Raw genomic sequence first — 18,300 nt, 5'->3', positions numbered from 1 at the left:
CATATGTCCCGAATCCGTTTTTGTAATTTTTCGACTAAAGCAAAGTTATAGTCGCTCACTGGAATTTATGAGAAAATGGAACGTATGAAAGGAAGATTATTATGATAACAATGCCTCAAATCACACCTAGTTATGATCCTTGGGAAGCTTATCTCGATGTAGAAAAGCATGGCGGACTAACTTTATCCAATATTGAATTTACAACAACAACGCTTTGTAATATGCGCTGTGCCCATTGTGCGGTCGGCTATACACTGCAGACAAAAGACCCGGATGCGCTGCCGATCGACTTGATTTTAAAGCGGTTGGATGAAATTCCGCATTTAAAAACGCTTTCTATTACCGGAGGGGAGCCAATGATGTCCATGAAGTCGGTACGCGGGTATGTACTGCCGATTTTGAAATACGCCCACGAACGTGGTGTGCGGACACAGATGAATTCAAACCTGACAATTGATGGCGGCCGTTATATGGAAATCGCCCCTTATCTGGATGTACTACATATCTCTCATAACTGGGGGACAGTCGAAGAGTTTGTTGAAACCGGCTTTGCGATGATGGAGCGTAAACCTACCTTTGATCAACGTGCAGCCCTCTTTCAGCGCATGATTGATAACTCCCGCATGCTTGCAGAAAACGGTGTGATGGTTTCGGCTGAAACGATGCTGAACAAAAAAACGCTTCCTTATTTGGAACACATCCATCAGCAAATCGTTCATGAAATGAAATGTGCAAGACATGAAGTTCATCCGATGTACCCCTCAGATTTTGCCAGCGCGCTCACTTCCCTTTCTTTACAGGAAACACGTGAAGCGATCCATCATTTGCTCGATATTCGAGATGAGGATACATGGATGCTGTTTGGTACATTGCCATTCTACCCTTGCAGCATGAATGAAGAAGATCAGCGCCTTCTTAAACGTCTTCGTGAAGCGAAAAATGTCACGATGCGAAATGACCCGGATGGCCGCTCTCGTTTGAATATCAATATTTTCTCGGGAGAAGTGATCGTGACGGACTTCGGTGATGCACCGCCTCTTGGCAATATTCAAACAGATGCTCTGCCGGATGTTTTCGATCGCTGGCTGGAAAGCGACCTGGCTAAGACATTGAATTGCCACTGCCCTGCTGTGAAATGTCTAGGGCCGAACGTATTGGTAAAAAACATGTACTACAAGGACGAAAAATTTATCAGCGGTTCTGTAAAATAATTTGAAACTTTTTGGCATGCTCTCCGTATCTATTAGTAATTAGATAAGGGGGGCATTTAATATGTCTATTTTTAATAAGGTACTTGCAAGCGTCGGTATCGGAGCTGCAACAGTTGATACAAAATTGGAAAATTCTCGCTACACGGCAGGTGATGTGGTTCGAGGGAACGTAGAAATCATGGGTGGTAATGTCGAGCAAAATATCGATCGCATCTATTTGACACTTTATACGACTTATATTCGTGAAGCGGATGATAAAAAATATACAGATCATGCTGCAATTACAAAGTTCCAAGTCAGCGAGCCATTCACAATCGGAGCCGGCGAAAAGAAATCCATTCCGTTTTCTTTCAACCTTCCCTATACAACACCGATTACTTCCGGCAACACACGAGTATGGGTACAAACTGGGCTTGATATAAAAATGGCGGTCGACCCATCTGATAAGGACTATATCGAGGTAAATGCATCATCCCTTGCAAACGAGGTATTAAATGCTGTGAAGTCACTCGGCTTCCGCCTAAAAAAGGTAGATTGCGAGACAGCGCCGAAACGTTTCCGTACACCTCACGTATTTATCCAAGAATTTGAGTTCTCGGCGACAAACCCAACATATAGAAGCCGCCTGGATGAACTCGAAGTAGCATTCCTTAACCAATCATCCGGCAGCGTCGAAGTCCTTGTCCAAATTGACCGTCGTGCCCGCGGGCTGGCAAGCTTCCTGTCTGAAGCGCTGGAGATGGATGAAAGCTTCGTACGCCTTACGTTTACAAACAATGATATACCAATGATTCAATCGACGATTAAACAGGCAATTGAGCAGCATATGTAATAGCAGAAACAATATAGCATCATTACCCTTTTCATTATCTGCTTAATGTTTCTGAAGTTGGCTGAGAAGCCTTTCAAATGCGATGTCCCAAAAGCATTACAACCAGCCGCAGGTCTCGTGCCCGCGACTGGTTGTTTTTATTTTACTTGAACTTAAATGCTAGATTATTTATTTTTCCTCTTATTAATGATGTTTCCCGGCGCTTCCTCCGGCGGCGGGGACATCGGATTGCAAAGCCTGCTTGTCGCTTTCCGACAACTCACCAACAATAAACTGCTTTGTAGGCATAATAAGGGAGTCGTGATACTTTGCATGGACCTGAACATAGTAAAGACCTTCATTTTCAAATTTCTTGCTTAGACTATACTGTCCCTGCCCGTCATTGTGTGCTTCTGTCATTCCATATTGGACGGTGCCGTCCCGTTTCCAAATTTCCATATGAATGAATTCTGGATCTTCCACCGAACTTCCGTCTTGCGTAAGCATTACTCTAATCGCTTCAGTTTTTCCTGCTTCTAACGGCGCTGGCACAATAATTTCAGCCTCCAACGGCGCTTCCTGCCTATAAAGCCGGCTAGCCTCGGGATCCGCTGTGCAGGCGGTCAAACAAACAGAAGTCAATAAGACGGCAAGTATGCAGTATATTTTGTTCATCGAGATCACCTTCCTTCTTCTATTTGTTTAGGCATTAAAAAATTGCTTCATCGCTGGAATTCGCTGAATCAGCAGCCAATCAAGCAGCCATATAACGAGCAGTGATAAACCAACAAGCGGGAAAAGCAGGCCGAGCAGGATGAGGACAAATAAAAAACCTTTCATCTTTTTTACACTCGGCGCTGATGGCGCACCTAATTTTTTGCTAGGTTTCCGTTTCAGCCAAATATAGTAACCGCTCACTGCTGTCAAAACGATTCCAGCGCAGACTAGTAAGCCGATCAGCTGATTAATGACACCAAATTGTGTCCCCTTATGTAACGTAATCCCCCAGGCAATTACCTTGCCCATGAAATGATAGTTGTCATAGCGGTAATCTGCCAATACCGCCCCTGAATATTGGTCGATATGCATCGTCACTTCATGTTGTGCCTTTGCTGGAAAAGCGGACAGCGTATAGACGCCTTCCTTTGTTTGGGGAATATAGATGGTATAGCCGGAATCAATACCTTCAAGAGAAGCTACATGCATCAAATTATCAATGGATAATGTTTTATAGTCCTGTACTGTAGATTTCGGCACCTCTAAATTTTCTGCAGCCCACGGTACATCGGCTATTTCTTTTGTTTTTGTAATGGATTGTGGTGCACTTCCCGTCCAAACAGAGGGCGGGTACCCCATACCCGCATTTGTCATGAGGTTTTGAAAGTTCGTCCCCCAAAATCCTGACCATGGCAGCCCGGTCATGATCAAAAACAACATTCCTCCAGTTACCCAAAATGCAGGTACCGCATGCAAATCTCTTCGGAATATGTGTTTTCCATTTTTTAAACGGAGATATATAATGCCTGCCAGTCCTTTATTTTTGCGTGGAAACCAAAGATACAGCCCTGAGACGATCAGTACAACGGCCCAGCAGGTTACCAATTCCACGATACGATCCCCCATTGTTCCCATCATCAATTCACCATGTATTTTCTCAACCTTATCCATAATCCGTTCATCGCTGTTTAATCGAGCAATCTCATTTCCTGTGTACGGGTCCATAAAAATCGTAAAGGATTCATCGTTTACACTGATTCCTACCTCACTGGAACGGGTTTCCGCCTCCCCTGGACGATAACTCGTCACCAGTGCCCCCGGATAGTTTTCTTTCACTGCCGCAATCTGCTCATCAGCGGAAATTTTCTCTCCTGCTGGGGATACTTCATAATATTCTTGATACAACTGCTGTTCTATCTGGGGTTGAAACAGATAGATCCCACCCGTGATGGCTAAAATGATTAAAAACGGGGCGACAATCAAACCCGCATAAAAATGCCATCTCCATATGGTTTTGTACAACATACCGCTAGACTTCCTTGTCTTCTTCTCACTTTCCAACCATAACAACTCCCTTCTCGAAACAAATAACATGTGCCAAATGATTATAAAAGAAAGTTGTGAAGTAACAATGAAATTTCCGCCGATTGTTTACCAAATCTCTCCACTTTTTTAGATAAATCAGCTGCTGGTAAAACTTCCATATCAAATGGTTTTACCAATAAAGTATCCGCTGTTCTATTCTCTGCCTGGATGCTTACTGCTGCATCCCCTGAAAATATACTCATCATCCCAACCCGAGTATGAAATACTTCACCGTATACTTATCTTTTTGAAGATTGAAGATATTTTCCCCTCTTTTCTACCTATCGCTGCTTTTTTTCCTGATGATTTGTAGCTTTAGGATAAAGTTTGATCAAAAATAACCCACAGACCCATATTTTAAGTTAAATTAAAAGACCCCGTTTTGAAAAAAATTTAATCATTTCCTAATATGGTATTCAACCATCGCGCCCGATTGTGCCATATTGTAAACATGACAACTGCAAAGTAGTTCATCAGTTATTGTGCTAAAACACCCGATTAGCACAATGAGAAGAGATGCCAACATCGCTTAGTTTTATAAGTAAACTAATTTATTTCTTTCCCTTTAGTATTCATTATTTTAATTTTATAAGAGTCAATATTCGATAACGATTTCAATTCTTTAGATTGTAAGATTTCATTTGCTGACTCTTCAATTTCCATTGCTAACTTATTTGCATTTTGATCCGAACCTTTTATTGATGTACGAATGGTAATAGATGTTTCTTGATATTTAATACCTATATTATTGATTACGCCGTAATCTCTTAAACCTTCCATTAAAGTTTTGACTATATGAAGTTCTTTATTGGAAATTTCATCTGAACCACCAATCAAATCCCATCTCTCAAAAACGACAATATATTCTTTTAATATCGAATTTTTAATTACATTTCTAGTGATATATTCCATGTCCTTTTTTACGGAATTTAAATATTCTTCATCACCTACTACTTGTATCATCAATTCTTTGTTTGAAGTTGTTTTCACGTCAACTCCCACATATTTCTCCTGAAGCTTTTCCATTACCATTTTCAATGTAGATTCTTCTTTAGTAAGTAATGGTTTTTGTTCTTCTTTATTCGCAACAGGAGTATTAAATGCTAAGGGCATATTTAACAAGCTAAATGATGCTATTCCCATTATAAGTATTCCAGCAGCCATCACTATCCTTTTTGACATATAACCCCTCCTAATAAGAAGGTATGTCCGCTTTTTTACATTATTCTTATTGAAGTAAACGCAGTTAGAGCGTTATACAACAGTAAGTCCCGTTTATGGAAAAAGAAAATATATTGCCTATCTACAGAGGAATTTGATCAAACTTTTTTACAAATTATCAATCCTCTTTATAAATGATCAGACTTTATTATAAATTATCGAACTTTATTTCAAAGCCACATGATTACTATAAAATACTGATGAAAACGAGGCATTCATAACACCCGGCAAAGCGCATAAAAAAAGAAGCGCCTTTACAAGGCATGCTTCTCCTTACATATGGTTTTATTATTTATGGTTTTCCCCTAATGATGAAATACTCTTCAATTGCTAGTATATTTCTAGTTACGGTTTAAAAATACTGTGGGCTATTTTTAATGGGGATTGCTTATTTACATAATAGTCTTCAGCTGCCCAATATCTTTCTTGATATTTTTTCAATCTCTCTGTTACATTTCCTATATATGTATCCCGTTGAAGCACACGTTCATATCTAATTTCCTTCGGACAATCTAAAAAAACAATATAATCATAATAATTTTTCCATTCCTCTCTTAACAGAAAAACCCCTTCAATTATTATGATTGGATAAGGCGACAAGTGAATCGTTCTATACGTACATGTATCACAATCTTTATCATAGAACGGTAAATATAACTGCAGCTCATTTTGGTGTATTTTTTTGTAAAGCTGTTCTTGCAAAAAAACCGTATCCCACTGTAATTGATAATACTCGTACCATTGTTCATGTCCTGTCTCATAGCGCTTTTCGCGCTCCACAATATGATCATCGATATGAATAACAAGAATAGTATCGAGCTCGCTTTTCAGTTGATTGACAAAGGTTGTTTTACCCGCCCCGCTTAAGCCATCAATTGCTACGATGAACGGCCTGGACAGCTGATGGTTCTGATAGTAATTGAGTATATTCTGTCTAATCTGTTCATATTGGTCCACTTTGCTATTCTCTCCTATCATTTAAAAGCGTTGATATATGATTACTATAAAGTTTTGCCATTCACATAATAAATAGCTGTATCCCTTTAAACTTTCTACCAGAAATATAGCCATTTATTTTATATAATCTAATTCAGTACAGGCTGATTGGGCAGGAAACCTTTAATCTGTAGTTTCTCTTGTTTTATGAAGCCGGCTGGGCAGGATTTCTTCTTGCTTAAGCGGAGTGATCTGATTGGTGTGTTTTTCTAGGTGAGTTTTAAAATAATATTATTGTAAAGGGAGATGTCTTTATTAAAGACGTAATTTTATAAAAGAGGCTGCTATAAGTAATTAAAGCCTAATTTTCTCGGTACAGCGGTCGGGAAAATAGGCTTTTTAATGCTATTCAGTCGCTGCATTCTAAAGTCGGTTAAAGTTTAACCTTAACTTCTGTACCATCCTTTGCTTTGACATCTACCAGCACGATGCCCTTGCAATTTTTCAGTTCCTTCACGATCGGCTTTAGCGTCTTCTTATCTATTAGCGGAAAAGGAACGTCGAGTTCTTTTCTTTCGAAGTGTTCTTTGGTCCATTTTTCTACGTTTTGCTGAATGAATTTTGAGGTTAAAATTGAGATAGCAATATTTAAAATAGCATACGGGATAGGAATCGTAAAACGTATGTTTTTCGCTTTCACTTTTACATGCATCATAGGCAGATCACTAATCAATGATGACCGACACGGTATCTCCGTTTGCCGATTTAATATCGACAATTTGGCCATCTAATTCGTTTTCGATTGCTTCTAGAATAAGGCTTATGTCTATATCCTTCACATACTTTTCCGATTGAGGAATGCTTGCTGCGATGCTGTGGCCGGCCATTAATACGACTTTGACAAGTTTTATAGGCAAATTAACCGTAACATTATCATCTTCGGCTGAAACCACACGGATTTTCAAGGTTTTATCTAAATATTTAGCCGGCTTCTCCAAAAACTTATTACCTGCTTCATCCTTTTCCTTTAATATTTGAATCAGTTCTGACCCCTTATTTGCATCAATCTTGCCTTCTTGAACCATTGTCAACACTCTTGTAATTTCCTCTTTCATCCTATATGCCTCCTATTCGTCTTTTAAGAGCTTAATGGCTTCTTCTGGAGTGATTTCGCCATTTTCCAACATGGTAACAATTTTTTTCTCGTCCATCTCGTTTTTCTTTTTCTCTTCGTACCCTAGGGATGAAATGATGTCTGCCAGCTTGCCGCGCACCGTTGGATATGAAATCCCCAGCTCCTTTTCAACATCTTTAATATTCCCTCTGCATGTTAAAAACACTTCCACAAAATGAAGCTGATCCTGTGATAAGGTGGCTAGCTTAGAGAATTCAAACTCATTTTCAATCGTAGTGTGACAATGAGAGCACTGTAACTTCGTAATTTTCAATTTTTTACTGCAGACAGGACAATCGGTGATTACTTTATGAGCCATAATACAATTCCTTTCATTTGATTAATTCGATTATACAATGAATTATTTTAAAATGTAAATAACCAAAGTTAATTATTTTTAAAAATAAAATCAAAAATATTTATTTAAAAGTTAATAAAATTAATTACTTCTTTTCATTATTCAATGTTTTTCACTATTCTCGATAACTGTTAAAATTCAGTGTATCTCTTCGGGTGAATATATCCAGTTATTTAATGAACGTGAATTTTTAACTTTTTACTGATTAAAAGTGCATTAATTTGGGGACTTAGCCCATATGTATGTACCAAATTGAATAACAAGCATATCCCCTTCCTAAATTTTGAACAGGGGTATGCTTGTTTTACGGAGTAAAATTAATAATTTTATTATCTCCGCCTATGTTTCCTTTACCACTACTTCTGCTTCCCGATCATTCTCCTCATCCCATACCACCTGAATTTCATAGGTGCCCGGCTTGAAGAAATACGGGATTCGGCGTCTGATGGAGGGCTGCATCGGCAGACTGTCCAGCTCACTGATCGGGTACCACTCCGGTTTTCCTTCTTTTGTTTCCTCCAGAAGTTCCCCGCTAAATTCATCCGTTATGTAATTGAAAATGATGTAACGATCATTTTTTGTCGGATTCACATATTCATAGACAATTTTCAGCTTGAGGTTTTTTACATCAAGCCCTGTCTCTTCTTTTACTTCACGGATGGCGGAGGCTGTGAAACTCTCCGGGAAATCTACTTTTCCTCCAGGTGGTATATAGCCTGAAAAGTCATCATGCGTTCTGTTTAGAAGCAGCACCTGATCATCATGCCGTATCATGCATACGTTCCAAAATTTATAATTGATATCTACTGCCATACCTTTACTCCTTTTCTTTTGCTGCTTCTTCATTATACCATGGACTTTTTACATTTTTTTCTATTCTATTTCACTAAACTTCGCCCGTTGCAGTAAAAAGTAATTCAGAAGAACCGCTAGTGCGGAGATGAAAAAGATATAAGGTACCGGCCATGCTTCTGCCCAAAAGCCCCCAATCATCAAACCGAGTGGGACCACCAACTTCATCAGCATAGAAGATGTCCCCGCCACTCTACCAAGCAGATGGTTAGGTGTCGTTTCCTGCCGTATCGCTAAATAGATAATATTGGTCATGACACTTATACATGTCCGAAATGCAAGCAGTATACCGAGCAGCCACCAGCTATAAGCAAAGAAAAATACGATAAGTATAACCGCTTCCATAAGGACAAGAGAACAATAGATTTGTCCTCGCCTGAACCTGCTGCGCAGCGGCTTCATGATTTTGGCGCCAAATATGCCGCCGATTGCTGCAATCGTATACATAAGCCCAAGCTGTTCCTTTGTGTTCCCAAGGATATCTAGGACATAAAACGTCATGACACCAATGATTAAACTCGAGGCAAAGTTACTGATCAGAATAGTAATTGTTGGCGTGAATAGCTGCTTGTTCCCTGCCAGCTCTCGAATGCCTTCTTTCATATCCGCCCAGATTGATTGCTGCTGAGGGTGTACGGGCGTATCGGTTTTTTTGATCATACAGGCGACCAGCCAGCTAAGTCCCATACAAATTACATACAGCCATAGAAAAGCATCGTAGTCGAACCAGACTAACAGCATCCCTGCAATAGAAGGCCCAATAATGGAACTAATCGTAAATACGAGTGAAAACTTTGCTTGAATATCTGTCATCAATGATTTTTCGAATAGCTGCGGAGTAATTGCGTTTGATGCATTCCCGATTGTATAGCCAATCATCGAAAGCAGAAAGCCGAGAACATATAAGTGCCAGACTGTCGTTTGCTCAGCTGTTATGGAGAAAAGTAAACATACGGAAAGAACAAATTGGATGAGTCCCCCGTAGATCAGCATAATATTGCGATTGAGCCGGTCGACGATTACCCCTACAATCATCCCCAACAGTACATTTGGCAAAAACTCCACCATTCGCATCGTACTCATTGCTACGGCTGATTTCGTCAAATCATACAGTACCAGCGGAATGATGAATGTATAGATGGTAGAGCTTACAGCTGAGAGTACCTTGATGCTGTATAATTGGCGGAACGTCTTGTTAGCATAAAGATTCATCTTGTATCACCTCTTTTTCCAGGGTACAGTAGAAAAAAGAGAACAAAAAGTGTTCACTTACAAATATTGTGTTCACCTTTTAAGAGAGGAGCTCTCCATGCATTATGAATTAGCGCTTTATTCACATTTTAATGAACAGCAGCCCACACATACATCCATTGAGGAGCTAGCTGCTATTTGGTCCTGTTCGGCCCGTTATGCAAAGACTATCATCCAGCGGCTGGCCAATGAACAGACCGTTACGTGGGAACCTTTCCGCGGTCGCGGGAAAAAGCCGATTCTTACATTAAACCGTACAAAGCTCGAAGCGATCCATCAGGTGTTTGACTCTCTCTGGCAGCAGGAACATTTCCACGAAGCTTATACATTACTAATGTCTCAACAGCTATTACAGCATCCTGTCGCTGAAAAATGGTTAATGGACCGGTACGGTGTCCAGCAGCTTCCAGCAAATAAACAGATATTCCGGCAGCCTTTTTATAAGGTAGTTATCAATTTCGATCCGTTGCATGGGCTGTCCCGTCATGACCTGCACTTTGCAGAACAGCTCCATGAAACGCTTTTTTCCTACAATTCAACAACCCAAAAGACAGAAGCCAATCTTTTATTCCATTATGAAACAGAGAATAATCGGACATGGCGGTTCATTGTAAGAAAGGATGTCTTTTTCCATAACAATAAGCAGCTTACAGCTCATGACATCAAATGGTCCCTTCAAAGAGCTGCCTCCTTCACCGATGCCTTTTTTAGCTATGAGGATATCGAAATTTCACATGACTATGAGTTAACTATTACGTTGACGAAGGATTACGCATTGTTTCCGCAATGTTTAGCAAGCTATCGGACGGCTATTCTTCCACGGTTTCAGGATGATGGAAAAATCGGCTGCGGTCCTTTTATGTTCGTAGAGGAAACAGCGGAGAAACTACTGTTGAACGTATTCCCCCGCTATTTCAAGCAGCGGCCCTGGATAGACGGGATCGAGATTCTCTACACGGACTCGGAAGCTGGGTTTGGACTTTCGTTCAGGTCTTTTCAGGAAGCAGTACCATCAACAGAACTTGTCTTCCATGAAGACGGAGCGGATTTTATTTCCCTCAACATGCGGTCAGGCCCTCTTTCTGACCCACTTTATCGTGAGACGATTTACTCCCTTATAGACGAGCACGAGTATCTCATGAAAGAGCAGAGAGAGGTCCCGGCCTATAGCTGGGAGTACGGAAAAATATCAACTTCAAGGAAAGCCGAACTACGCATCCCTGCACAACAGTTCCCTCCATTAAAAATTGGCTTTCAGCAAATACGGGAAGGAGCCAACCATGAACGAGAGGCAGCAATTTTACAAAAAGCGCTTGCAAACTATGGTATTGAAAGTACGCTTGAGCTTGTTGATTTCCGACTGCCTCCTACAGATGTTTCGTCCAGCTATGATTTATTTGTCGGCGGTTATGCTTTAGGTAAGGACGTTGTGCTGTCCTTAATCGCCCTTTATACAGGTTCACCGAAAACAATCCTGCATATGGCAGCTGATGAACTGCAGGAAGCGGTTACGGGCCTGATCGAGAAAGCGGTAGGCCTTGATACAGCAGAAGCAATTTTGGACAAGATCCGTACGATTGAAACACAATTACAACATGTGTACTGCCTGAAATTATTGAACCACCGCTCACATCGCCAGTTTCTCAGCGATGACCTGCATTACCGGAATATCCAATTCGATTCGCACGGACGAATCGACTATAAAAGAATATGGATGTAGAAAATTATTCTTTAACTAGATGGGACTCCAGCATATCGAAGAGTCCCCATATACTCTTATTGTTCAGATATCTGAGCCAGCTTTGCGACCTCCTCTTCAATCAGCTGTACATCAAGCCGTTCATAGAGTGGCTTTACAGGAGCCAGCTTGGCAGGGAGCTGCTCCTGAACAGTCCATGAGCACCCTTCGACTTGGAGCATTTGCTTCAAGTTTTCTACTGCAAACGGAAGAAATGGCTGCAGCAGCTGTGTGAGATTACCAATAATGAATGTGCATGTCGCCAGTGTCTGTTTGCAGCCTTCTATATCCTCATTAAGTTGAATCCATGGCTGACGTTCATCGAAATAGCGGTTAGCCTCCCTTACATAGGCAAATATGGACTCCAGTGACTGTTTGAAATGCCCCTTTTCTATCAGGTCACCTGCTTCTTTATACAATGCATGGGTGGATTTCAAAACGTTCACATCCACTTCTGCTTGCGGCACTATGCTGTTAAAGGATTTTTCGATGAATTTTAGTGTACGGTTCACAAAATTGCCGAACGCTCCAAGAAGCTCGCTGTTATGGCTGTAAATAAATTCCCGCCAGGAAAAATCAGTATCCCGGTTTTCCGGTGCATTCATAGTCAGGAAGTAACGCACCGTGTCCGGATGATAGCGCTCCAGCAGCTCGGGCACCCAGACTGCCCAGTTCCTGCTCGTCGAGATTTTTTTCTTTTCCAGCGTCATATATTCATTCGAAATAATATGCGTCGGCAGTGCAGGTATGCTGCTTCCCATCAAAATTGCCGGCCAGATAATAGTATGAAACGGAATATTATCTTTTCCGTGTATGTAGTAAGCAGGGGTTTCTTTACCCCACCACTGTTTGATATCCTCGCCGTGCAGCCTTGCCCATTCCACGCTCGCTGTATAATAGCCTGCGACCGCTTCGATCCAGACATAGATTTTCTTCCCTTCAAAGCCCGGTACCGGCACATCTATACCGTTTGGCAGGTCCCTTGTGACTGCCCGGTCCGGGATACCTTCTGCCAAATAGCGCTTCGTAAGCAACAGGGCATTTTCCCGCCATCTTTTTTCCGATTCTGCCTGCGCTGTGAATTGCTCCAGTCTTTCCTGAAAAGCGCTGAAGGATAAATATAAGTGCTCTGTCCTGCGTATTTCCGGTTCACTGCCGCAGATTTTACAGCGCTTTCCTATTAAGTCGAGCGGATCAAGAATTTTGGAACATTGATCACACTGGTCTCCCCTTGCCGTTGCCCCGCAATTCGGGCAAATCCCTTCTACAAAACGGTCCGGTAAAAACTGCTTATCGACTGGACAATACGCCTGCTCGATCATTTTTGTGTATAGATATCCTTGTTCGAGCAGCTTTTGAAATAGTATTTGTACTGTCTGATGATGATGCGGGTCGTCTGTTCTTGTATATAGATCATAAGTAAATCCTAGCTTTTGAAACGTTTCAGCGAATTCCTGATGATATTTATCGGCAATCGCTTTCACCGTCGTATGCTCCTGGTTTGCCCGAATGGAAATAGGCGTCCCGTTGCAGTCACTACCTGACACATACAGAACACGCTCTCCTTTCTGACGATAATACCTTGCCAAAATGTCTCCCGGTAACAATGCCGCAATATGGCCGATATGCAATGAACCATTCGCATATGGCCAGGCACCTCCGATAAAAATACTCATCGTTTCCCCTCCTAAAAATAAAAAACGCCCTAACCGTATCATTACGATTAGGACGAATAGCTTCGTGTTACCACCTAAATTCGCAAATAGCTCACACCATTTGCCTCCATCAGTACGTGTTCATACTGCTGCCGTTATAACGAGTGCCGTTCTCGTCGTAGCCTACACCAGCTGGTTCGGTACGAAGCTCCAAGGTCATTTTCAGTAAGGCTCATCTGCTTCATTTCCACCATCAGAAGCTCTCTATCAAACTACCTCTTACATACTTTCCTTATCAACGCTTTTCCTATGTATTGGAAAATATCATAGCACGTGCTTCGGCAATTTTCAATATTACCTCGGGAATTTTTAGATTATTTCAATCCCACTAAATTCTAAAATAAGCAGACTTTAAGACATGGATATATTTAAATATTATAATAAGTCTGAAAAGATTGAAACCTCCGTTACGGTCTAATCGTACTACTGTATTAGGAAGGAGCTTTTGAGAATGAAGTTTTTTACTGCTATTTTCTTACTGGTCATTTGTTTAGGCATCGGACTATTCATTTGGCAAATAAATAAATCAAACCCGGCCTTTATTTATGAACATATCAAAAAATACGGAGATACTGATCATGCTGCACTGATCATCCAGCGTAATGGTGAAACAGTAGTGGAAGTAAACGCTGCTAAACCATTGCCTCTTGCAAGCACTGTTAAATTCATCATTGCCATTTCCTATGCACAGGCAGCTGCGGATGGACGGCTTGACGCAGAGGAACCCGTTGCTGTTGAAAAGCTGCAGCATTTTTATATTCCAAAAACAGATGGCGGTGCACATCAAGCCTGGTTGGATAGCCTAAACGGTGCAAGCGCTGTTCCGCTGAAAGAAGTGGCAAATGGCATGATGTTATATAGCTCCAATGCCAACACAGACTATTTAATTCATAGAATCGGATTAGAGCAAATAAACAGCACCATCGATGACCTTGGCTTCCAACAGCATGAGGAGCTTTATCCCCTAGTCAGCACACTTTATATCCCTGTCCAAATCATCAATGAACGAGGGCTTGAAAAAAACCAGTTAGCTGCTGCCCTTGAAAAGATGGATAAGAGCGAATATCAAAGCCGTGCCATACAGATTCATAAAAAATGGCTATCGACTCCCCCTAGTCAGGAAGACATCAAACACATCCAGCAATACTTAACAACAGATGTCCAAAAGGTTTGGTCAGACCGTTTGCCGCGAGCAACAGCCGCCGATTATGCTTCATTGATGGCTAAGCTCAATAGAAAAGATTATTTCCCGCCAGAAGTCCATACATATTTGGATCCTATTACAGAACAACTGATGCAGAACCCCCAAAATCAATCTTGGCTGCAGCACGCCGGACAAAAAGGCGGTTCAACAATGTTTGTACTCACAAATGCGATGTATGCAACCAACAAGGAGGCAGATCGGACAGAAATCGTTCTTTTGACGAATGAATTGTCCGTTCTCGAACAGATTAAACTATCCCGTAACCTCAATGAATTTCAACTTCAGGTATTAACTGACCCTCAATTTTTGGAGGAAATACAGGAAGCTTTCAAATGAAAAGAGCTTTCATTCTAAATGAGGGCTTCAGAGTAAAGACAAAGTCTTTTTTCGACTTTGTCTTTTTCTCCTTTTAATTGATTTTCTAAAAGTGAAACCATTTCTTAAAAGGCAGTGAAGCATTATTCCGTTAAATGGTCCTTTTACAGAATAATTTTATCCATTTTAATTTACAGTGACTTTGTTATCATGTAATAAATTAATCAAAAATAGTCTCTTTGTGAGGGTCTTCGATAAAATCAAAAAGTGCTTTTATTTGTGCTTCAGTATTTCTATTAGTAGATAGTTCGGGTAAATTATCTTTAGAAAAAAACTTTATACTATTTGTTTCAACGCCAGCTGTCGGCGTACCTCCGATAATCTCACATTGTATAAACACTTTATAATAATGATAAGCTTCAAGCGGATGATCATATTTGTTTTTATCGAGTAAAGCAAGTAATTTTACAGGTATTACATCATATCCAGATTCCTCTTTTATCTCTTTTACAACATTTTCTGAAGGGGATAAACCGATATCACAAAAGCCACCAGGTAAAGACCATTTATTATCAATAGTTTCTTTGACCAATAAAATTTGATTATTTCTAAATACAGCTCCACGTACATCTACTTTTGGAGTTTGATATCCAGTTTCATTGGTAAATAAATTTTTAATTTTATCAATCTCAAGCTCTGTATATGCTGACATAATTTCTGCGCTAATATTCCGTAACTCCTCATAACGCTCAATATCATATATATCTTTTGAAAAAGTTAACCCTGCTTGTGATAATGCCTGAATTCTCTTAGCCCAATCCAACCATTCACTCATTTGTGACACCCACTTTTATAAAATTCATGAACTCACTTATACTGCTCATGCTATAATCAGGCGTATAGCTAAATTCTAATGTTTGATAGTCGGGCAACCACTGAACACCCACCGTCTGAACGCCAGCGACTAGACCAGCATAAATATCGGCATCGCTATCCCCTACAAATAATGCTTCATTTTTATCAACACCTAATAAAGTTAATGCTTTAAATAATCCTTCTGAATCTGGCTTTGGCTTTATTACGTCATCACCTGTGATGATCACTTCAAATAATCCCTCCATTTGTAAATGCCTTAAAGAAATATCCAAGCTCCTTCTGGCTTTCCCCGTAAAGATGCCTAATTTAATTCCTGACTCTTTTAAATACTGTAATAAATTATTGATTTCAGCATTTACTTTAACTAGACTCGTATGGTTCTCTGAGTATTTAGAATAGAATAGTTCGATTGCTTCTTCCTTGTCTTTATGAATTAAATGCTCTCTAATTATTCCAGTTTCAGAAGGACCAAACATTGCTTTTATGTCTTCAGAGGAAAGTACTTTGTTATCATAATGTTTAAAAACACGTTGAAAAGCATAAAAACATATTGGTAATGTGTATTTGCTAATGTTCCATCAAAATCGAAAATTATTGCCTTCATAATATGCCCCCTATTAAAAAATGGCCTCGTCTTGTTTCAACACAAATTTCCACCCTTAAAAGAGCTAGTTTAAGTTCAAATAATTCGGAGTGTATGTATTCTTGTGTGAAGTATAAAAGCGCTCTATATAATCCATATTTTAACAATAATTCTAAAAGTTATTCCACTAAATGGTCCGATTGGCGAATAAAAAACCCTGCATAACAACACAGGATTTTTAATCAAAGTTTTTTATAAACGCCATGGCTTTCTTACAAAACTACTGGAACATTACAGAACATCCATTCATCTAACAGTAAAAGACACTCTTCCTTGACGTATGACCACCATCAAACCAATCCCAAGCAGTCCAAGCGCAAAGCTGCCGGATAACACAACTGTCCGTAATTCCCATTGTTCAGCTGCTATGCCAAAGAGCAAGACAAAGAAAAGTGAACCGAGCGATTCAAACAAACTAAAGACACTAGTAAACCTTCCGAGAAGCTCTGTTGGGATACTTTGCTGGATGTAGGTGATAAAGCCGATATTTACATAACAATGAGCAAATGTCAGCAGGAAAAATCCAAAAGCGGCAATGGAAAAATGATAGGATATTGCATATATCAAATAGCCTAACGCAATAAAAATCACTCCGTACTTCATGGATAGAAGCGGACTGAATGGCCATCTCGCATTGAGGAGAGAACCAGCTATGAAACCAAGCCCTGCCACACTTACTAAAAGTCCATATGCTGCCTCTGTTAGACCTAATTCCATTTGCGCAAAGGCAGCTTCAAGAGAATCCAATGCAGTCATAAAGACAATCAATGTACTAATGAGGATATAGATTACACTCACCAATCGCTCTTTTTTCGAAAAAAGAGCTACTTTTCTCCAGTCTTGCCGAATCATTTGGAAGGAGATGGTTCCATTTTCCAAACGCTCAGCTTGCCTATTCGGCAGACGCCAAATCAAAATGGCTGAAATAAATAAGGTAATTCCGTTCACGACAATCGCCAGCTGTGGTGTACCAATTAGGAAAAGCAAACCGGCTATACTTGGACCAAGTATAAAGCCTGACGATTGGACGAAGTTTTTCCACGCATTGAATCGTTGCTGCTGTGATGTCTCAATTAACTTCGTCATATATACGAACGAAGCAGTAGTAAATACAGCGTTCATCATTTGGAGAACAAACGAAATTCCATATATTAACGGTATATTTGTAATGATAGATAAGGCAAGTACGAAAATGCCCCTCGTTATATCGAGAAAAATTAGTAATCTTTTTGTGTCAACCCTATCAATAATTGTTCCCGCCCAGCTGTTTGTCACAATAACTGCAAGTGGTGTAAGCATATATAAAATACTGACTGCAAAAGGTGAATCAGTAAGGCGCAGGACAATCATGTTCAGCGCAATAAAATATACCCATTCACCGATATTTGCTATCCACATACTTAAAAGCAGCAATATTTTTTCACGTGTCATCATTCAAGCTCCCCTCCATAACAAATGTGCTGAAGCGCCCATCCCCTCATTAAGTGTGTTTACACACTTTAAAGGAAAACGTGATGACCTCGAGGCCCCGGCGCTTTAGCCTAGACGTTATTCGCAATGTAGAATTTTATAAATTCCTGAGCAATAAAAAATCCCCCCCTAAGATTTTCATCTTAGGGACGGAATCGAATGTTCGACACGTGTTGCCACCCTATTTCACTAGGATATTACTATCCTTAGCCTCGTTCAGTACGGCCATGACCGGCTTATACTGCGTCTCTGTAACGGGAGAGCCCGTCGCATGATCATTCTTCCGAAATCCCATACGCTACTCCAAGACTTGCTTCACAATGATCTCTCCTGCCCGCTTTCACCTAACCGGGCTCTCTGTAAGGAAATCGCACTGCTACTCTTCTCTTCCTTGTATTTATTCGATTCTATAATAACAAGAGATGTTTTACAATATCTTATTT

18 protein-coding genes and 2 other annotated features are annotated in these 18,300 nt (G+C 40.3%); of the genes, 4 read left to right on the top strand and 14 right to left on the bottom strand.

Going from position 1 to position 18,300, the window contains the following annotated elements:
* The first annotated feature begins 101 nt into the window (after positions 1–101).
* Positions 102–1,211: a radical SAM/CxCxxxxC motif protein YfkAB gene (yfkAB, locus tag AA0Y26_RS10410; RefSeq protein WP_413367596.1), complete on the top strand. Its 1,110-nt coding sequence runs from the start codon at positions 102–104 to the stop codon at positions 1,209–1,211.
* A 61-nt stretch (positions 1,212–1,272) separates the two neighbouring features.
* Positions 1,273–2,043 (top strand): sporulation protein, encoded by a 771-nt coding sequence (locus AA0Y26_RS10405; RefSeq protein ID WP_413367595.1) that lies wholly within the window; start codon positions 1,273–1,275, stop codon positions 2,041–2,043.
* Between the two features lie 183 nt (positions 2,044–2,226).
* Here AA0Y26_RS10405 and AA0Y26_RS10400 read toward each other — a convergent pair whose 3' ends face one another.
* The 10 genes from AA0Y26_RS10400 to AA0Y26_RS10355 all read right to left on the bottom strand — a co-directional run bounded on the left by AA0Y26_RS10400 (position 2,227) and on the right by AA0Y26_RS10355 (position 9,857).
* Entirely contained in the window at positions 2,227–2,697 is a 471-nt protein-coding gene (locus AA0Y26_RS10400) for a FixH family protein (RefSeq protein ID WP_413367593.1), read from the bottom strand.
* A 27-nt stretch (positions 2,698–2,724) separates the two neighbouring features.
* A complete protein-coding gene (locus AA0Y26_RS10395; protein ID WP_413367591.1) occupies positions 2,725–4,113 on the bottom strand; it encodes a PepSY-associated TM helix domain-containing protein in 1,389 nt (462 codons plus the stop codon).
* Positions 4,114–4,124: 11 nt separating this feature from the next.
* Positions 4,125–4,310, bottom strand: coding sequence for a hypothetical protein (locus tag AA0Y26_RS10390; RefSeq protein WP_413367589.1), 186 nt, complete (start codon positions 4,308–4,310; stop codon positions 4,125–4,127).
* A 340-nt stretch (positions 4,311–4,650) separates the two neighbouring features.
* Entirely contained in the window at positions 4,651–5,286 is a 636-nt protein-coding gene (locus AA0Y26_RS10385) for a hypothetical protein (RefSeq protein WP_413367587.1), read from the bottom strand.
* Positions 5,287–5,670: 384 nt separating this feature from the next.
* Positions 5,671–6,282 (bottom strand): kinase, encoded by a 612-nt coding sequence (locus AA0Y26_RS10380; RefSeq protein ID WP_413367585.1) that lies wholly within the window; start codon positions 6,280–6,282, stop codon positions 5,671–5,673.
* Positions 6,283–6,694: 412 nt separating this feature from the next.
* Complete coding sequence (locus AA0Y26_RS10375; RefSeq protein ID WP_413368153.1) at positions 6,695–6,976, bottom strand: hypothetical protein; 282 nt, start codon at positions 6,974–6,976, stop codon at positions 6,695–6,697.
* A 10-nt stretch (positions 6,977–6,986) separates the two neighbouring features.
* Positions 6,987–7,376: an SHOCT-like domain-containing protein gene (locus AA0Y26_RS10370; RefSeq protein WP_413367583.1), complete on the bottom strand. Its 390-nt coding sequence runs from the start codon at positions 7,374–7,376 to the stop codon at positions 6,987–6,989.
* A gap of 12 nt (positions 7,377–7,388) precedes the next feature.
* On the bottom strand, positions 7,389–7,754 hold the full coding sequence (locus AA0Y26_RS10365) for a DUF2089 domain-containing protein (RefSeq protein ID WP_413367581.1): 366 nt from the start codon (positions 7,752–7,754) through the stop codon (positions 7,389–7,391).
* A gap of 378 nt (positions 7,755–8,132) precedes the next feature.
* Positions 8,133–8,639, bottom strand: coding sequence for an 8-oxo-dGTP diphosphatase (locus AA0Y26_RS10360; protein ID WP_413367579.1), 507 nt, complete (start codon positions 8,637–8,639; stop codon positions 8,133–8,135).
* A 27-nt stretch (positions 8,640–8,666) separates the two neighbouring features.
* Positions 8,667–9,857, bottom strand: coding sequence for an MFS transporter (locus AA0Y26_RS10355; protein WP_413367577.1), 1,191 nt, complete (start codon positions 9,855–9,857; stop codon positions 8,667–8,669).
* Between the two features lie 97 nt (positions 9,858–9,954).
* Here AA0Y26_RS10355 and AA0Y26_RS10350 point away from each other — a divergent pair, with 97 nt between their 5' ends.
* On the top strand, positions 9,955–11,616 hold the full coding sequence (locus AA0Y26_RS10350) for an ABC transporter substrate-binding protein (protein WP_413367575.1): 1,662 nt from the start codon (positions 9,955–9,957) through the stop codon (positions 11,614–11,616).
* A gap of 56 nt (positions 11,617–11,672) precedes the next feature.
* Here AA0Y26_RS10350 and metG read toward each other — a convergent pair whose 3' ends face one another.
* Entirely contained in the window at positions 11,673–13,310 is a 1,638-nt protein-coding gene (gene metG / locus AA0Y26_RS10345) for a methionine--tRNA ligase (RefSeq protein WP_413367573.1), read from the bottom strand.
* A gap of 45 nt (positions 13,311–13,355) precedes the next feature.
* Positions 13,356–13,597, bottom strand: a binding site (T-box leader).
* 203 nt (positions 13,598–13,800) lie between these two features.
* Here metG and AA0Y26_RS10340 point away from each other — a divergent pair.
* Positions 13,801–14,889, top strand: coding sequence for a serine hydrolase (locus tag AA0Y26_RS10340; protein WP_413367571.1), 1,089 nt, complete (start codon positions 13,801–13,803; stop codon positions 14,887–14,889).
* Between the two features lie 199 nt (positions 14,890–15,088).
* Here the strand turns inward: AA0Y26_RS10340 and AA0Y26_RS10335 are convergent, their stop codons facing one another.
* The 3 genes from AA0Y26_RS10335 to AA0Y26_RS10325 form a co-directional block, all read right to left on the bottom strand.
* Entirely contained in the window at positions 15,089–15,703 is a 615-nt protein-coding gene (locus AA0Y26_RS10335; protein ID WP_413367569.1) for an NUDIX hydrolase, read from the bottom strand.
* The gene (locus AA0Y26_RS10330; RefSeq protein ID WP_413368151.1) at positions 15,696–16,295 is read right to left on the bottom strand and encodes an HAD family hydrolase; all 600 of its coding nucleotides are present in this window, start codon (positions 16,293–16,295) and stop codon (positions 15,696–15,698) included. The genes AA0Y26_RS10335 and AA0Y26_RS10330 overlap by 8 nt, the downstream gene beginning before the upstream one ends.
* Positions 16,296–16,633: 338 nt before the next feature.
* The gene (locus tag AA0Y26_RS10325) at positions 16,634–17,821 is read right to left on the bottom strand and encodes an MFS transporter (RefSeq protein ID WP_413367567.1); all 1,188 of its coding nucleotides are present in this window, start codon (positions 17,819–17,821) and stop codon (positions 16,634–16,636) included.
* Between the two features lie 178 nt (positions 17,822–17,999).
* Positions 18,000–18,258, bottom strand: a binding site (T-box leader).
* Between the last annotated feature and the right edge of the window lie 42 nt (positions 18,259–18,300).

The organism is Lysinibacillus canaveralius, from assembly GCF_047301505.1.
Classification (GTDB): Bacteria; Bacillota; Bacilli; order Bacillales_A; family Planococcaceae; genus Lysinibacillus_B.
Note: the sequence above shows the minus strand (reverse complement) of the source record. Positions and strands in the feature narration are given on the sequence as shown.